The following is a 17592-nucleotide window of genomic DNA, read 5'->3' on the forward strand; positions in this document are numbered from 1 at the left end:
TATATTGTAAATGGCTCATTCAATGTCTGGATTGATCAACGCCCACTATCTAGACCAGGTACTGCTCTATTAAATCCAGATAACTTTACAACTCTCGCTATTCCTTCTACTAGTGCCACTTCTATTACTACTGCGTTCTATAACCAAAATACCAATACCATAGGCTCAAAATCTGGAGTTGGTTTTACATCAACCAATGAAATTAAACCTGACATAACTTGTGGAGGTGTAAATGTATTAACTACTTCTCTAAACAATACTACAACGACTGTATCAGGCTCTAGTGCCGCCACTGCAGTATTAGCTGGTGCTATAGCTCTTATATACCAATGGGGTATTACAAATAAAAATCTACCTACAATGTCTTCTGAAACTATAAAAACACTTTTAATTAGAGGAACTAAAAAGAGACCAAATGAAGCGTATCCTAACCCATATTGGGGCTATGGTATTCTTGACATGCTCGGAGTATTCGATGCTATTAGAGGAATTTACAACCAGCAAGATATAATATCACCACCTATTGTTACTATCCCAAGGCCTTCTACTCTTTCAAGAAAATGTGATGATAATATAGATACTATACTTCCTGTAAGTCTATTGAGAAGATTAAAATATAATAAATAATTTAATTTTAGGCATCTTCAAAAGGACCATACTATACTAATATCCCCTGGTTTTATTAGCATAATATAGTCCTTTTTTATTAATTTAATATATATAACTTTTTATTAGCTTCATACTACCTGTCATTATATATTCACCCAAATATGCTGGAATTAGAAAACTTTCCAATGTATATATATCCATGTATTTCCTAACTCCTTCATCCATAAAACTAATTTCTCCTTCACCTTCTATACAAGTAAATATAAAAAACTTACACTTGTCACTAGCTTCACTATAGCTTCCATTTATATTATATATATCTATATTAAATTTATCTAAGTTAATGCATTTTTCTACTGATAAATTGTTCTTTATATATATACTCTTAGGCTTGCCTTTAAAATCAATTACATCTAATGCTTTATTCATATGAAGCTCTCTTCCTCTACCATAGTCATAAACTCTATAGGTAGTATCGCTATTCTGTTGTATTTCTGCTAATAATATACCTTTTCCTATGGAATGAAGTAATCCAGGCTCTATTAAAAATAACTCCCCTGGTTTAACTGATATTCTATTCATGTACGCCTCTACAGTACCTATATCACAACTTCTCTTGAATTCTTCTTTTGTGCATTCTCTGGTACCAACAATTATTTCTGATCCTTCCTCGCAATCTATAATATACCAAGCTTCTACCTTGCCATTATCATTTTCTAATCTATGAGCATAATCATCATTAGGATGTACCTGAACAGATAGATTATCATTAGAATTTATAATTTTCATCAATAGTGGAAAATTTCTTTCTTTAAAATCATCTATATATATCTTATCTCCTACAATTAAATTTTTATATTTCTTAATTATTTCAATAAGAGTATTTCCTTTATCTTCTCCATTACTAACTATACTCATTCCATTTTTATGACAGGCAATCTCCCAGCTTTCTCCTATGTTTCCTTCAGGGAGATTTCTTCTATAATTTTCTAGTTTTCTTCCACCCCAAATCTTTTCATAATACAAATTCTCAAATTTAATAGGATACATATTGCCCTCTAATATAAATGTTTATATTTTAAGGTATGCTATGTATCCTAATAAGGTTAATTAAATATTCTTTTTAATAGTGAACCCTTACAAGCCAGAACTTAATATTTTTATCGCTCCACCCCAAGTCCCAAGGTACATCGTTTCTATCTGTATTATGACATGTAACTAAGGCATATCCTCTAGAATCTGCATTAGTTACAGTGGATATATGTTTAATATCACCCTTTTTCTCATAAGCAACAAAGTCTCCTGGCATAAGTTGATAGGAAGCTTTATATACCTTATCATAGGTTCCGTAGGCTATTACTGAAGCTCTCCCGCTATGTACCCAATAGTTCTTAAATTTATCTGCATTTACCCATGATGCAGAAGCTTCTCCTTTAGAATAATTCCATGCTGAGTTTACTTTAAACTTGCCACCTTCATGCAATATCTGCGAAGCAAAATTTGCACAATCTCCGCCCTCTGGATTGAAGTTTCTGTACTCTTTATTATATTTATACCCAAACTCCTCTTCTGTGGCTGCCCCACAATATTTATTAGCGTATTCTACAGATGCTTTTCTCCTTTCATCTAAATTTGAAAAGTCTTTACGCTCTTGGGCTAATATAAATTCCTTCACATCATCTACCTTTAATTTCTCTAAGTTTAAAGAGTCAGCAAAAGGATCTGTGTACCATTCTTTATTTATTAGAAAACTATCATCTTTGCTAATTAAACTAGAAACATGATAAGTCCCTATTCTTGCAGCATTGACTTCTTTGGGCCTATCTTCATAGACATATCTATATTCTGTAGAGCATGTAAAATTGACTTTAAATCCATTCTCCTTCTCACTTATACGATTTACTACTACCTTAGGAATTATTTCAGTGATTTTTACTCCCTGCTTTTGTTCCCAATTGTGCAAATAAATCATTTTTTTCTCTTCATTTTCATAAGCCCATCTACCATACTTAGTTCCCATATCATAAACGGACTTAATACTTTCCTCTTCTCCTGTTACTATTGCTCTATTACGTTTTGCAATGGTCTCTTCAATAAAGTTCCTAATCTCTAGTTTTACTTCTTCATCTACTTCTTCAGCATTAGCTCTAGATAGAAGCACATTTGCAATAATAATAGCTAGTAATATTCCAAATATTAGTTTCCATGTAAATAGTTTTTTTATGGATCTTATAATATTCATAAAGGTCCTCCTCATCTAAAATCTCTCATTAGGCATCTGGAAATAAATAACAACTCAAAGAGGGGAAGTATATTTTGAGTTAGACAAGGAANNATTTTTTGAAGATGCCTTAATACTAATTTAAAGTTGATTCAATAACGCTAATGTACTCATTTATTTTTTCATCTCTTGGAACCTCACCAAACCATTCCATACCATCCTTAAATGTTTCTCCAAAGTATCTTGCCTTAATTAGTATCTCTGGTCTATATTCAAAGTGAAGAATATCAAAATGTCCCCATTTTCCACCCCATACGAAATTATTTTTCTCAAAGGTCTCCACTAATTCTTTTGGGTAAGATAGCATTCTCTTTTCTCCTGCTTCTCTGGATGCCCATTTCCAATAATCACTAGGATTACTATTAAGGTCAATAGCTATACCATAGGCATGTGGACTTAACTTTCCTGTACCTGATATAACCCTATAATTAAAGGTTCCATTAACAGGATTTATAAGTGCTGATACCGCTCCGTTTCCTTGTGCTAATTGTTTTAATTCCTCCATGGCATTCTTTAAACTTTCTGCTGCTCCATTATTTTTATTAAATTGATAACTTTTATAAGGTGATGGAACCCCTACTAAGTTCGATGAAACCAATTTTTCACTGCTTCCATAAACCTCATTCAATAGATTATAATTTCTAAATCTACCAGGGTCTCTATTTATATCTAGAAGTTTATCTAGCATGCTAAGAGGATAAATATCTTCTAATATATCTTGAAGGTCTGCATTATCCATCTTTCCATTGAAATCCTTAGTTCGTTTATCATCATAGAGTATTTTCTTGCCTGAAGTCGTTACAATAAATACCTTACCATCTTCACTTTTTTCAATTCTAGTTATATACTCCGGATATGCCATCATTAAAGTAAGAATATCTTGTTTCATTTTAATATTATATGTATCACTATTTTCTCTTGTATTATCTGCAAATACACTTATATTATTAAAAGGAGTAAGTAATATAGTTAAAATTATAAATCCACATATAAATAGCTTTTTCATATATATCCTCCTAGCAAAGAATTTAACATAAAAATTGGCCTTATAGTTCTATTAGGCATCTGAAAATANNCTATCTAAGGGTTCTGTTGACGCAGTATAACGCAAAATAGACGCACATTCTAACTTATCTATTTTTTGAAGATGCCTTAAATAAAAAATAGACTAAAGGTATCTTTTAGTCTATTTTGTGTAAATATATAATTATTTATAACTGGTAAATTAATGAGTTTTAAATAAAGTTATTTTTATTATTTTTTTCAAACTCTAAGAGTTTACTTTGTATATCTGTATGATTTCCAGCATATCCTACTAGTTTTCCACCTTTACCAATAACTCTATGACATGGTATTACTATTGGAAATTCATTTGCCTTATTAGCTCCACCTATAGCTCTTACACCTTTAGGATTACCAATTGCCATAGCAATATCACTATAACTTTTTGTTTCTCCATAGGGTATATTGATAAGTTCCTGCCAAACTTTATTTCTAAATTCTGTAGTATTTATTGATAATGGTAAATCAAAAACTCTCCTTTGCCCATTAAAATACTCTTTTAACTGAGCTATAGCACTTAAGCATTTATTTACATTATGTTCTAAATTGGACTTATTAAGGCTGTAGTACTCAGTCCATCTATCTTGAAAAAGTTCTATCTTCAATACTCCCTTTTCATCCATAACTACATATATAGTTCCTATAATAGAATCAAAGTAATCATACCACATACAAATCTCTCACTTTCACAATTAATAAAAAATCAAAAGATGCTAACATACATCTATATATTAACATCTTTCTAATTATTTTATAACATGTTTTATTTAATTAAGGTCCCTGCAACCTAATTTCTTCTTCTATTTCAGCTTCTATAGTGCATAAATCTAATCTAGAGTTTATATACTCAGTTTTTAATTTCATGTAGTTACCCCAGGTACATATACTACAGTCTAATACATCTATAAGCTCATCTATTAAACAGCCAACTTCTCGTGCTCTTTTAAGGGCATCTTTAATATCACTTTTACTTGCAATAGTAATACAGTTTACATTACTGGCTGCATCAACTAATATTTTATATGAATTTATAAGTTTACATAACTGATCTATAGTAAAACCTATGTCTCTTCCATAACTCTCAATAACTCTTCTCTGTGCCATAAACTCCTACCTAAAAATGCTTCATAGTAAATATATTATTCTTATATATAAATTATTATTCTAATTCCTCATTATTTTAAAAATATATTTATACATTCTTCTTTAAGTTTCTAGCAGCTACTACATCTACCCCTGTACCTAGAATGTCTTTTACTATGATATCTCCCATAGAAATTGGAGCTTCTACTTCTATAGAATTCAATATTTCCATAGCTTTAAAATTTAATTCCTTTGAAATAGGTTCCTTTGTCTTCACAGGTATAACTGGTAGCTCACCATTTTTAACTTTTACTGTAGTAGTTACAACTCTTACAGGATTAGTTACTTCATTTATTCCATAAACTTTTCCTCTTTTACAGGTGTTTCCTGTAACCTCCATTGTTTCAGTATCTACTTTTAGATGACATCCCATTGGGCAGCTTATACAAATTAATTCCTTTATCATATTATTCACCATCCTCTAGAGAAATTGCTATGTCTCCTGTAATCTTTTCTAGCTGAGTTTTATTAAGCAAAATCTTTTCCATTTCTGAAGGTGCTAAGTGATTTCTTTTAAAGCTTGCTATTTTTTCTTCTCCGCATTTAACTACAAGACTCTTATTATGATAAATATTATTTACTCTCATAAATATAGTCAGCTTATCTTCTACCGCCTCTATATTTAATTTCTGAGGAACTGTGTAATTAACATTTTTACCATTTACTATATTTATATAATTTCCTTTAACATCTTTCCCTTGAATATATTTAGCAGCACAAATTCCAGCATGTTTAGATTCAACACTAACAAAATCTACTAAATCATGAACATGAACCACATTTCCACAGGCAAATATTCCTTCTACAGATGTTTCCATGCTTTCATTTACCACAAGTCCATTAGTTCTTATGTCTTTCTCAATACCAGCTTTAGAAGACAATTCATTCTCTGGTATCAATCCAACGGATAATAATAAAGTGTCACAATCAAATTCTATTTCAGTTCCTTTTATAGGTTTCTTATTTTCATCAACCTTTGTAATTACTACTTTTTCTAATCTCTTTTTTCCTACAACATTAGTTACAGTATGTGATAAATAAAGAGGTATATCATAATCTTGTAAGCATTGAACAATATTTCTATTAAGACCATTAGAATATGGCATAAGTTCTACTACTGCCTTTACCTTTGCACCTTCTAAAGTCATTCTTCTAGCCATAATAAGGCCTATATCACCTGAACCTAGAATTACAACTTCCTTCCCTGGCATGTATCCTTCCATGTTGATATATCTCTGAGCTGCTCCTGCTGTAAATACTCCTGAAGGTCTATCACCTGGCATATTTATAGCTCCTCTAGTTCTTTCTCTGCATCCCATGGCAAGAATGATTGCCTTTCCTTTTAGAACTAAATATCCATCTTTCTCATTTATCATATGAATTTCTTTATTTTCTTTTATTTCTAATACCATAGTATTAAGTTTAACTTCCACCTTAGTGTCATTTATCATATCAATAAATCTTTGAGCATATTCAGGACCTGTAAGCTCCTCTTTAAAAGTATGAAGTCCAAAACCATTATGAATACATTGATTTAGTATTCCGCCAAGCTCTCTATCTCTTTCTACTATTAGTATTCTCTCTACTCCATTATCATAAGCTTCATAAGCTGCTGCAAGTCCTGCTGGGCCTCCACCTATTACTATTAAATCATACATAAATGTTTCCTCCTATTTAGTTCTTCCAATTAAAATATATGAGCTGTCACTCTCTTGAACTATATCTTCCATTGGAACATTAAGTTCTCTTGCAATTATTTCTTGAACTCTAGGACCACAGAATCCACCTTGACATCTTCCCGAGCCTGGTCTACATCTTCTCTTTACTCCATCTAAGCTTATCTTTCCAAAGGATCTATTTATGCTATCTACAATTTCACCCTCTGTTATACTCTCACATCTACAAATTATCTTTCCATATCTACTATCTTTTTTAATAAGTTCTGCCTTTTCCTCATTAGATAGCTCCATAAAATTAATTTGCTTTCTAGTATTCTTGAAGTCTTTCTTTAGCTCAGCATTAAGTCCAGAATTTTTAAGAATTTCTACCACGTCTAAGGCAACTGCTGGTGCTGAAGAAAGGCCTGGTGACTTCATTCCTGCCGCATCTATAAATCCTTTTACATCCTCGGCTTCTTCTACAACAAAATCTCCACAATCAGGATTTGCTCTAAGTCCTGCAAAGTTTCTTATGATCTCTCTAAAATTAATTTTATTTGTAGTTCTTGTAGCAGTACTTCTGATAAAATCTAAGCTTTCAGCTGTATTTGATACATCATCTCTATCATCTACACTTTCTGCATTGGGTCCAACTAATAAGTTACCATGAACTGTAGGGGTAACTAATACACCTTTACCTAATTTAGAAGGACATTGAAATATAGTATGACTAACTACATTTCCTTGGCTTTTGTCCATAATAAAGTATCCTCCTTTAATAGGATTTATCTTAAATCTCTCTTTGCAAACTAGGTTGTGTATTTTATCGGCATAAACTCCCGCTGCATTAACTACATATTTACTTTCTATAATTTCTCCCTGAGCTGTATTTATAATAAAGTGTTTTTTCTTTTCTATTCCAATTACTTGCCTATTTAGTTTAACTTCTCCACCATTTTCTACTGCATTTTCTACAAGTGCTATAGTATATTCGAAGACACCAACAATTCCTCCTGTAGGTGCATATAGTGCTCCCATGACATCTTGACTTAGATTCGTTTCTTTTTTAAGTAATTCTTCTTTGTTTAAAATTTGAAGCCCTTTAACACCAATCTTATTTCCGTTATCATATAATTCTCTTATAGTTTCCATATCCTCTTCACTAAATCCAATAACTAAAGATCCATTTCTTTTAAAGGGTACTGATAGTTCATTGCAAATATCTCCAAACATTTCATTTCCTTCAACATTATACTTCGCCATTAAAGTTCCTTCCTTAGGATCATAGCCTGCATGTACAATTGCTGAGTTTGCTTTAGATGTTCCCATAGAAACATCATTCTCTTTATCAATTATTGCTACTTTCAAGTTATATTTCATAAGTTCTCTAAATATTGAAGCTCCGATTATTCCAGCACCTATTATGGCCACATCATACATTAAAATTTCCTCCTTTAATCGCAAAAAAGACAAGACAAAATAAGGATATAAACCCTATTTTGTGCTTGTCTCTAAATCTCTTATCAGCACTAATAATTCATTTATCCGATAACTATCTGCTCTAATACTCCCATCGCANNCTTCAAAGTTGGAGTAAAGAGCATCTACGTCCCTGGACAACGACTTCTAAAGCTTCGTAGAAGCCAAGAACTCTGTTTATACTAATAGTATATCACTTTTTTAAAAAAGTGTCCATATTTCCGCTACTGTAACTAAAGAATCCATGAAATATGTTTAATATGTTGCTTTTATTCATACTGTAAAGTCTGCTATACAATATATTAGGCATTTGAAAATAAATAATAAGTCAAAGATGGGAAGCCCTTTTATAAATAATCTACTTTTTATATAACATTTCTACATGAGGTATATCATCTTCTAGATACTCTTCTGATACTTGTTTAAATCCAAGACTTTCGTAAAAGTCCTTTATATAAACCTGTCCAGATAATCTAATTTCGGTAGAATTAAGTTTTTCTTCTACAAACTTAATTGCTGCTAGCATCATCCTTCTACTTAGTCCTTTATTTCTATGAGTATCCTTAACTACTACTCTTCCAATAGATATTTCATCATAGGAAATTCCCTTATTGACTATTCTTAAATATCCAACCACTTCATTTCCTTCTTCTAAATATAAGTGATAGGAATTGTAGTCTTTGTCATCACAGTCTTGATAAATACAAGTCTGTTCTACTACGAAAACTTCATTTCTCACCTTTAAAATTTTATATAACTCTTCTGTAGTTAACTCATTAAACTTCTTTATTTTAAATTCCATAGTTTACCCCCCTAAATAAATTTAATTAATCCTCTTCCCATTGTCTAGTTCGATCTACAGCCTTTTCCCACCCTGAATAAAGTCTATTTATAGTTTCTTTATCGTAGGTAGGCATATAGGTCTTACTAGCAAACCACTTCTCTGCAATTTCTTCTTTGCTCTTCCAGAAACCCACTGCAAGACCAGCTAAGTATGCAGCTCCTAATGCCGTAGTTTCTGATATTATTGGTCTAGTAACTTCTTGTCCTATAATATCTGCTTGGAATTGCATTAAGAATCCATTCCTACTTGCTCCTCCATCTACCTTTAGTTTTTCAATTTTATATCCAGCATCTTCAGACATGGCATCAATAACTGCCTTCGATTGGTATGCTATAGATTCTAGTGCAGCTCTTATAATATGATTTCTATTAGCTCCTCTAGTTAGTCCAAAGATAGCTCCCCTTGCATACATATCCCAATATGGTGCACCTAATCCTACAAAAGCAGGTACTACATATACTCCTCCATTATCATCTACCTTATTAGCAAAATACTCTGTATCCACAGCATCATTTATCATTCTTAATTCATCACGAAGCCATTGAATAACCGCTCCTCCAACAAATACAGAACCTTCAAGGGCATATTGAACTTTTCCATCAATTCCTATAGCAATAGTAGTTATTAATCCATTTTTGCTTTGAATTATTTCATCACCTGTATTCATTAGCATGAAACATCCTGTGCCATAAGTATTTTTAGCACTTCCCCTTTCAAAACAAGCTTGACCAAATAAAGCAGCCTGTTGATCCCCTGCTATTCCTGCTATAGGAACTCTGATTCCTCCATTTCCCCCTAAATTAGTGTGCCCATATATCTCTGAGGAATTTTTAACTTCCGGCAGCATTGATTTAGGAATTTGTAATTTATCTAATATTTTTTCATCCCATTTTAATTCCTTAATGTTATAAAGCATAGTCCTTGATGCGTTAGTATAATCTGTTACATGAACCTTTCCATTAGTGAGCTTCCATACTAGCCAAGTATCTACTGTTCCAAATAAAAGCTCTCCTCTTTCAGCCTTCTCTCTAGCTCCATCCACTTTATCTAGAATCCACTTTATCTTAGTTCCTGAAAAATATGCATCAATTAATAATCCTGTATTTTCTTTTATATAATCACTAAAACCTTCATTTACTAACTCATCACATATATGAGCTGTTCTTCTGCATTGCCATACGATTGCATTATATATAGGCATTCCTGTATTTTTATCCCACACAATAGTAGTCTCTCTTTGGTTAGTTATTCCAATAGCTGCTACATCCTTTTGTGATATGTTACACTTTGCCATAACCTCTTGAAGCATAGAATACTGACTACTCCATATCTCCATTGGATCATGCTCTACCCATCCTTCCTTGGGATATATTTGTGTAAATTCCTTTTGGCTCACTCCTAATATATTTTGTTCCTTATCAAAAATTATTGCTCTAGAACTTGTAGTCCCCTGGTCTAATGCAATTATATAATCTGCCATTTTAATCCTCCATCCATAAATTATTTAATATGTATATGTATAAAATTATTCTTATCTATATTAAGGCATCTGAAAATAAATAATAAGTCAAATATACGAGCATTCTGACTTATTTATTTTTTGAAGATGCATAAAATAAAAAGGCACATAAAACTAGCATTCTAGTCTTATGTAGCCATCTCATCTCTCTTCGCCTACATAGCCCAAATCTCTTCTTTTGTAGTAGATACACAGGTTGCTCCTGATTTTAAGGCTGTTATTATCTCTTCCTTACTTTCAATAAGTCCGCCAGCAATTATAGGTTTATTTGACTTTTCTGCAAGCTTCTCTATAACCTTAGGTATAACCCCTGGCAATACCTCTATAGCATCACACTCTTCACCAAGATGCTTTATGGCATTATTTAGTGAAAGAGTATCAAAGATAAACACCCTCTGTATAGCCAATAAGTTATAGGCCTTAGCATATTTAATTACCTGAGGTTTGGTACTTATTACACCCTTAAAGTAAGTTTCTTTTTTTAAGTATTTTATTCCAACTTCTCTATTGGTAATACCGTCTACTAAATCTATATGAACTATACCTATCTTATTTTTAGAATTTATCTTTTCACTTATCACTTTAATGTTAAGTATATCACCAAATAGCACAAATATTACCTGAACATCTGAATCTATTGCTATATCTAACTCTCGCTCATTTTTAACTGCTGCTATTATAGGATTTTCCTCTAATAATCTTCTTAAATCCATATATAACTCCTTCTTGCAACTGTTTTCACATGTTTTTTTAATTATTACATGTTTATTTTTTTTTGTCAATTCAGTTAAAATTTTAATAATAAATAACTCTCACTAAAATATATTCATTCTCATATTATATATGGTAAAAATTTTTAAGGAGATATGCTATGGAAGCTAAGCATATATATAAATCAGATTTACCTTATCCTGAAATAAGTTGCCAAGATAAAAATAAATCTTACGCTAATTTAATACAAGTTAACTATGCTGGTGCTATTTCAGAACTTACTGCTATAAATCAATATATATACCACAGTCTAGCTATATCCGAAAAATTTAAAGATGCAGCACACTGCTTAAAACATATAGCCATGGTAGAAATGGAACACTTAGAAATCTTGGGCAAGCTTATCATAGCTCTTGGTGGAAATCCTCGATTTGAAATCAATAAAGGAGGTAGAGAGCTTGAATGGTCACCTAAATTTATTGAATACGGTTCAAATCTAGCCTCAATGATTCGTGAAAATATAGATGGTGAGAAGGCAGCTATTAGGCAGTATAAAAGTACCATATCACTAATCAAAGATGATAATATTACTAAAATACTTGAAAGGATAATAGTGGACGAAGAAATTCATATTCAAACTCTAACACTACTATATATTAAATTTTGCAAAAAAAAATAGTAAGTTTAAACTTTTAAAAAAGGGGTATAAAAATTATACTCCTTTTTTATCTTCATAAACCTTTGTTCCTGGTAATATAACCTTAAAACAATCCTCTGCCCTAGAATTGATGAAAGTTACATTTCTCTTAAAAGAACTTCTTATTCTACCTAATCCACCTTCATTGTTTAAAAATCGTTTGTTATCATCTAGTGTTACTAGTTTTTCATAAAGCCACATGTTTCTTCTATTATAATTAATTCTTTTACCTATAGAATTATTCTGTATCATTTGCCCTGGACTATTAATAATTATACTGTTTCGAGATATTACCACCTCTATAACTCTATTGATAGAAGAATATTCCCTATACAGCACTGCATTATTTATTCCCTCAACTATAGCTCCTATGGGGTAATTCCTAGGTAATATTTTTTTCAATATACTTTCACTTCTATCTATCATTGATAAAAGATTACCTTGTACAATATTTACCCTCTCCTCTCCCTTTCCTAGCTTATTAGTTATCCTAATCATGTTTTGAGGTATGCAGATACTATTATTATCTGAGAATACTAGAAGTCCTCCTAAGGTACATTTTTCTTCTCCTGTATCCTTATCTGTATACACTATACCAGCACTCTTCATTAGAAATTTTTCATTAGAGCTATTTATAGCTATCCCTTTATTATTAAAATATTTTTTCACTATTTCCATGTTTATAAGATTAATATCACTTCTCACCACTTGGCAAGTCTCAATGTAAAAATCTAAGTTTTCCTCAAAGGCTTCTACTAACTCCTGTTTTCTCATAGTATCAGTAGTAGAACCTCTTCTAATATAAAATGCTCCATTTTCTTTAAGTTGATACGGCTTTTGTTCTCCATCATATATAGTTATAATACAAATCCTTTTGTCCTTTATATTATACTCATCTACAGAAATCGGAATTGGTGGTTCACATCTAGAGGACACTACTTGTTGAACCTGTTCTTCTGTGAAAACTTCACTTTCATCTAATCCTACTATATCTTTTGTTTTATCCTCGATACCTACAACGATATATCCTCTTCCACCCTTTGAATTAGCAATAGCGCAAACATCTTTAGCTAGTTCTTTTTTACCACTTTCAATATCTAAAGATAGTTTCTGCTTAAAGTCTAACTTAAGTCCTTCTTGACGTTTTACTATAGACATTATCTTCTTAATATCCACGCCCTCACCTCAATTCCTATATATTAATATAATATTTCAATGTATGAATATATGACTTTATAAGTATATAAGATTTAATAATTAGGTACTTAATGATACTCCTCCTTATGGATTCTAGTATTAATTATATTCTTTAAAGCATCAATAGTCTTTTCTTTATTTTCATTGTTATCTATAATGATATGAGCATATTTTTTATATAGTTCATATCTTTCTTTATGTAAGTCATATAACTTTTCTTTACCGTCTTTTAAAAGAGGTCTATTTGAAGTATCTAGAGTGCTTATTATGTTCTCTGGTGCTCTATCTATAAATATTATGCATCCACTTTTATACAATATATCCATATTATATTTTCTCTTTATAACTCCTCCACCAGTAGAAATAATAGTATTTTTCAATTTTGAAGCCTCTTCCACCGCTTCAGATTCCTTATCTCTGAAGAATTTTTCACTAATATCAAACATTTCCTTTATGGTCATATTATTTTTTTCTTCTACATATTCATCTAGGTCAATAAAATTTAGTCCTTCTTCTTTGCTGACTATATTACCTAAGCAGGTTTTTCCACAGCCTGATAATCCTATCAATATAATATTATTCAAAACTTTCCTCCTTCCCATGGTATCTGGACTCTTCCTCATTTAATACTATCTTCTATGCCATTCTCCATAAGAGTAATAAATGCCAATTTCATGACCATAAATAAGTTCACTAGACTTTAGTGACAAATCAACGTCACTCTAAAACTAAGTTTCACTTAATAAAACTACTCTACTGAAGCATCATATCTAAAATAGCAATAGCCGTAACACATTCTACTACTGGTACTGCTCTTTGTACTATACAAGGATCATGTCTTCCCTTAATTTCTAATATATCATTATCTCTTGTTTTCACATTTACAGTTCTTTGAGGTAACGCTATAGATGGAGTTGGCTTAAAAGCTACCGAGAATGTAATTGGCATTCCAGTGGTTATTCCCCCTAGGACACCTCCATTATTATTCGAATAAATTTTTATAGTATTATCATCCATATAATATTCATCATTAGCTTCACTACCTTTTAGAGTTGTAATATTAAATCCTTCTCCAAATTCTACTCCTTTAACTGCTGGAATAGAAAATAGCATATGAGATAATACACTTTCTACAGAGTGAAACATTGGATTTCCAATCCCTACTGGTAAGTTAATAACTGCTGCTTCTACAATTCCACCAATAGAATCTCCTAAAGATTTAACCATTAAAATTTCATTTTTCATTTTCTCTTCAATAACATTATTTAAAGTAGGAAATCTATCTTCTCTTAAAGCTTCTAATAGCTCTTTTGTTATATTTACTCTATCAAAACTCTCATCCTTTATACTCCCAATAGATTTTATATGAGCTCCTATATATACATTGTGCTTCTTTAAGATATCCTTGCATATTGCCCCTGCAAATACTAAAAGTGCTGTAAGTCTACCTGAAAAATGTCCACCACCTCTATAATCATTAAACCCTTCATACTTAATCATAGCTGGGTAATCACAGTGACTAGGTCTCATTTTTACCTTAAGTTCAGAGTAATCTTTTGATTTTATATTATTATTCTCGATAATAGCTGATAATGGCGCTCCTGTAGTTCTTTCTTGAAAAATCCCACTCAATATTTTAGGTATATCCTTTTCTATTCTTGGTGTAGATAAAGAGTCTTGACCTGGCGCCCTCCTTCTCATTTCTTCATAAATAAATTCAAAATCTACCTTATGCCCAGCAGGTAATCCATCAATCACAACACCTATGGCATCACCATGGGATTCACCAAAGATTGATACCTTTATTTTATTTCCTATGATTGACCCCATAACATTCCCCCCCCAATTTAATATAATCCTTAAAGAAATTAGGATAAGATTTCTCTATAGCACTAGGGTTATTTATAATAACTTCTCCTTTAGCTCTTGTAGCCGCTATTGCCAAAGCCATTACTATTCTATGGTCATTGTGAGAATTCACTTCTCCACCCTTTAACTCATTAACCCCTGATATTATCAAAGAGTCTTCTAATTCTTTTATATTTGCTCCTAATTTATTTAATTCTGTAGTTATGGCATGTAGTCTATCACATTCCTTAATTCTAAGCCTCTTAGCATTTACTATTCTAGTTTCACCCTCTGAAAGACTAGCTAAAACTGCAAGAATTGGAACTAAATCTGGGCAATTAGAAGCATCTATTTCTATACCCTTAGTTCTAGAAGGATTTACCCTTATGTTTTCTCCACTCTCCTCTATGCTACATCCCATAGCTGTTAAAATATCTAATATAACTCTATCTCCTTGAAGAGAATTTCTATTTAAACCAGAACAAATTATATAAGATCCTAAGGCCCCTGCTACTAAAAGGAACGCTCCTTGAGAATAGTCTCCCTCTATATAATAATCTCTACTATGATACCTTTGATTTCCCTTAATATTAAATTCCCTATAATCATTATTTTCTATTTGTATACCAAACTCTTTTAACACCTGTAATGTAAGATCTATATATCCTTTAGATTCTAACTTTGTGGTTACATATATTCTGGAATCACCATCCAAGAGGGGAAGAGAAAATAGTAATCCCGTTATGAATTGTGAACTAATATCTCCCCTAATTCTATATGTACCACTGGTAAGTTTTCCACTTACCCTTAAAGGTAATCCTCCTTCTGTAGTTGAATATCCTATGCCCTTTTTATTAAAAATCTCATAATAGGGTTCCAGTGGTCTTGTTACTAGCTTTCCTTCTCCATGAAATACATAATCCCCTCTTTTAGTTAAAGCTAAAGGAATAAGAAATCTTATAGTAGACCCAGATTCATTACATTTTAAATCAAGGTTCTTTTTATAGGAAAATATATTACTTCCATCAATAAGCAAACTGTCATCCTTAATATCAATAATTGCTCCTAGCTCTTTCATAATATCTATAGTAGCTTCTATATCTTTAGATAGATGTATATTATCAACTTTAGAAACTCCATGACTTAAAGCTGCAGCAATTATTCCTCTATGCCCTAAACTCTTAGAAGGAGGAACAACAATATTTCCTTTTAATAATTTCGGCTTTATTATAATTTTATCCACTATTTTTCCTCCTAAATAAACTTCTCTAGTTCCTCATGATTAGCTTTATAGATAAAAACATCTCCTATATTCTTGATAAGAATTAAATTTATAAAATTTCCTCTTGTTTTTTTATCTACTGAAATAGCATCTATAATGTCATCTCTACTTTCTCCCTGAAAACTATAAGGCAAACTAAACTTATCTAGCAGCTTCTTTATTCTATGAGATACACCATCTCTGCATATATTTAACTCCTCACACCTAAGTGATATTAAATACATCCCTATAGCTACTGCTTCCCCATGAGAAACCCCTTTATAATTCTGAAGCTTCTCTATAGCATGCCCTATGGTATGACCAAAATTTAAAATCATTCTCTCTCCATTATCTTTTTCATCCTGCTCTACTACCTGCTTTTTTATGTTGCAACATCTGTATATGATATCCTCCATGTCTTCAAATAAAGCCTCGTAGCTTTCTACAGCCTCAAACTTCCTAAATAGTTCTTTATCTTTTATCAATCCATATTTTATAGCTTCTCCAAGACCATCATTTATATATCTTTTCTCTAATGTCTTAAGCACCTGAGGATCTATATAAACAGCCTTAGGATGATAAAAATTACCTACTAAATTTTTGCCCCTAGGTAAATCCACAGCAACCTTTCCACCTATAGATGAGTCTATTTGTGCAAGTAATGAAGTTGGAACTTGAACAAAAGGAATTCCCCTTAAAAGAGTAGCTGCACAAAAGCCCACTAAATCTCCAATCACACCTCCGCCTAAAGCTATAATTAAATTTCCTCTATTTAATTTAAAATCTAAAAGTTCATTATAAAGTTCTACTAAAGTCTCCATAGATTTACTTCCCTCTCCAGGCCTTAAAACTACCTTTAAAACTTCAAACTTCATATCTTTTAAGGATTTTTCAACTATATCACCATAAAATTTATCTACATTTTCATCAGTAATTAAAGCTACTTTATCTCCATCGTATATCTTTGAAATCTCTTCACCCATCTTATTTATAATTCCTGATTTAATAAGGATTTCATAATAATTATTGGGAAGGTTTATTTCTAACTTTTTCATACCTCCTCCTTTCTATTTAAGAGTTAAAACGCTTAAATAATAAAACTACTTTAGGTATCTGAAAATAAATAATAAGTCANNTATTTATTTTTCGAAGATGCCTTATACATTAAATTATATCCTAAGGCCCTTATTTCATCTATTAAGTTTTAAATTTGTATTGAAACATTATTAATAGTTCAATAAATATATCTGACTATAAAATGGGCTTTCGTAAAATATATTACT

18 protein-coding genes are annotated in these 17592 nt (G+C 31.4%); 2 read left to right on the forward strand and 16 right to left on the reverse strand.

The features are described 5' to 3' along the window. Positions 1-627: S8 family serine peptidase (locus B3W71_RS00615; protein WP_346887007.1), on the forward strand; the 627-nt coding region annotated here is incomplete at its 5' end. Positions 628-711: 84 nt separating this feature from the next. On the opposite strand, the gene B3W71_RS00620 is transcribed toward B3W71_RS00615, so the two are convergent. The 11 genes from B3W71_RS00620 to B3W71_RS00670 form a co-directional block, all read right to left on the reverse strand. Next, positions 712-1659, reverse strand: a complete 948-nt coding sequence (locus B3W71_RS00620; protein ID WP_346887008.1) for a type I phosphomannose isomerase catalytic subunit — start codon at positions 1657-1659, stop codon at positions 712-714. 73 nt (positions 1660-1732) lie between these two features. Further along, entirely contained in the window at positions 1733-2851 is a 1119-nt protein-coding gene (locus tag B3W71_RS00625; protein WP_346887009.1) for an amidase domain-containing protein, read from the reverse strand. 115 nt (positions 2852-2966) lie between these two features. Continuing rightward, a complete protein-coding gene (locus B3W71_RS00630) occupies positions 2967-3896 on the reverse strand; it encodes a M15 family metallopeptidase (protein WP_346887010.1) in 930 nt (309 codons plus the stop codon). 229 nt (positions 3897-4125) lie between these two features. Further along, positions 4126-4623: a methylated-DNA--[protein]-cysteine S-methyltransferase gene (locus B3W71_RS00635; RefSeq protein WP_346887011.1), complete on the reverse strand. Its 498-nt coding sequence runs from the start codon at positions 4621-4623 to the stop codon at positions 4126-4128. Positions 4624-4723: 100 nt separating this feature from the next. Beyond that, positions 4724-5056 (reverse strand): hypothetical protein, encoded by a 333-nt coding sequence (locus B3W71_RS00640; RefSeq protein WP_346887012.1) that lies wholly within the window; start codon positions 5054-5056, stop codon positions 4724-4726. An 88-nt stretch (positions 5057-5144) separates the two neighbouring features. After that, positions 5145-5501 carry a DUF1667 domain-containing protein gene (locus B3W71_RS00645; protein ID WP_346887013.1) on the reverse strand — a complete coding sequence of 119 codons (357 nt, stop codon included), beginning with the start codon at positions 5499-5501 and terminating at the stop codon, positions 5145-5147. 1 nt (position 5502) lies between these two features. Then, complete coding sequence (locus tag B3W71_RS00650) at positions 5503-6753, reverse strand: NAD(P)/FAD-dependent oxidoreductase (RefSeq protein ID WP_346887014.1); 1251 nt, start codon at positions 6751-6753, stop codon at positions 5503-5505. Positions 6754-6765: 12 nt separating this feature from the next. After that, a complete protein-coding gene (locus B3W71_RS00655) occupies positions 6766-8193 on the reverse strand; it encodes an NAD(P)/FAD-dependent oxidoreductase (RefSeq protein ID WP_346887015.1) in 1428 nt (475 codons plus the stop codon). A gap of 397 nt (positions 8194-8590) precedes the next feature. Beyond that, positions 8591-9034, reverse strand: a complete 444-nt coding sequence (locus B3W71_RS00660; protein WP_346887016.1) for a GNAT family N-acetyltransferase — start codon at positions 9032-9034, stop codon at positions 8591-8593. A 25-nt stretch (positions 9035-9059) separates the two neighbouring features. Further along, positions 9060-10556 carry a glycerol kinase GlpK gene (glpK, locus tag B3W71_RS00665; RefSeq protein WP_346887017.1) on the reverse strand — a complete coding sequence of 499 codons (1497 nt, stop codon included), beginning with the start codon at positions 10554-10556 and terminating at the stop codon, positions 9060-9062. A gap of 194 nt (positions 10557-10750) precedes the next feature. Continuing rightward, positions 10751-11308 (reverse strand): glycerol-3-phosphate responsive antiterminator, encoded by a 558-nt coding sequence (locus B3W71_RS00670; protein ID WP_346887018.1) that lies wholly within the window; start codon positions 11306-11308, stop codon positions 10751-10753. Between the two features lie 158 nt (positions 11309-11466). On the opposite strand from B3W71_RS00670, the gene B3W71_RS00675 reads away from it, so the two are divergent. Continuing rightward, a complete protein-coding gene (locus B3W71_RS00675) occupies positions 11467-11985 on the forward strand; it encodes a ferritin-like domain-containing protein (RefSeq protein ID WP_346887019.1) in 519 nt (172 codons plus the stop codon). 33 nt (positions 11986-12018) lie between these two features. On the opposite strand, the gene B3W71_RS00680 is transcribed toward B3W71_RS00675, so the two are convergent. The 5 genes from B3W71_RS00680 to aroB all read right to left on the reverse strand — a co-directional run bounded on the left by B3W71_RS00680 (position 12019) and on the right by aroB (position 17364). Then, a complete protein-coding gene (locus B3W71_RS00680; protein WP_346887020.1) occupies positions 12019-13179 on the reverse strand; it encodes a helix-turn-helix domain-containing protein in 1161 nt (386 codons plus the stop codon). Between the two features lie 89 nt (positions 13180-13268). Beyond that, entirely contained in the window at positions 13269-13784 is a 516-nt protein-coding gene (locus B3W71_RS00685) for a shikimate kinase (RefSeq protein ID WP_346887021.1), read from the reverse strand. 169 nt (positions 13785-13953) lie between these two features. Next, on the reverse strand, positions 13954-15030 hold the full coding sequence (gene aroC / locus B3W71_RS00690) for a chorismate synthase (RefSeq protein WP_346887022.1): 1077 nt from the start codon (positions 15028-15030) through the stop codon (positions 13954-13956). After that, on the reverse strand, positions 15008-16291 hold the full coding sequence (gene aroA / locus B3W71_RS00695) for a 3-phosphoshikimate 1-carboxyvinyltransferase (RefSeq protein ID WP_346887023.1): 1284 nt from the start codon (positions 16289-16291) through the stop codon (positions 15008-15010). The genes aroC and aroA overlap by 23 nt, the downstream gene beginning before the upstream one ends. An 11-nt stretch (positions 16292-16302) precedes the next feature. Next, positions 16303-17364 (reverse strand): 3-dehydroquinate synthase, encoded by a 1062-nt coding sequence (aroB, locus tag B3W71_RS00700; protein ID WP_346887024.1) that lies wholly within the window; start codon positions 17362-17364, stop codon positions 16303-16305. Positions 17365-17592 lie beyond the last annotated feature (228 nt).

This window comes from Clostridium sp. UBA1056, from assembly GCA_002316385.1.
Lineage (GTDB): Bacteria > Bacillota > Clostridia > Clostridiales > Clostridiaceae > Clostridium_J.